Origin of the sequence: Neisseria sp. P0014.S002 (assembly GCF_051958295.1) — a bacterium.
Taxonomy (GTDB): domain Bacteria; phylum Pseudomonadota; class Gammaproteobacteria; order Burkholderiales; family Neisseriaceae; genus Neisseria; species Neisseria flavescens_B.
In genome coordinates, this window is the sequence record NZ_JBQCVO010000043.1 from 1 (window position 1) to 389 (window position 389).

Here is a 389-nt window from a genome sequence, read left to right on the forward strand (position 1 = left end):
TTCGGTTACACCGAATACGGCGATCTCGAAACCGTTACCGATGCGCTGGGCCATACCACCCGCCACCACTACGATGCAGCGGGCAACCCCGTCCGTACCGACTATCCCGACGGCAGTCACGAAACCTTCGAATACGACCGCCTCAACCGGCTGACCGCCCACATCGACGGACTCGGTGCCAAAACCGCCTACGAACTCGCAGTGGACGGACTGCCGCTCAAACGCACCAACGCGCTGGGCCATACCTTCGCCTACGCCTACGACAAAGCCCGCCGTCTGACCGTCCTCACCAACGAAAACGGCGAAACCTACCGTCTCGATTACGACCAAACCGACAACCTGATCCAAGAAACCGGCTGGGACGGCAAAATCACCGCCTACGGCTACGA

General features: G+C 60.4%; 1 pseudogene. It reads left to right on the forward strand.

From position 1 onward, the window contains the following. Positions 1-389, forward strand: a pseudogene (locus ACTHSX_RS10515) (RHS repeat protein); the annotation flags it as partial.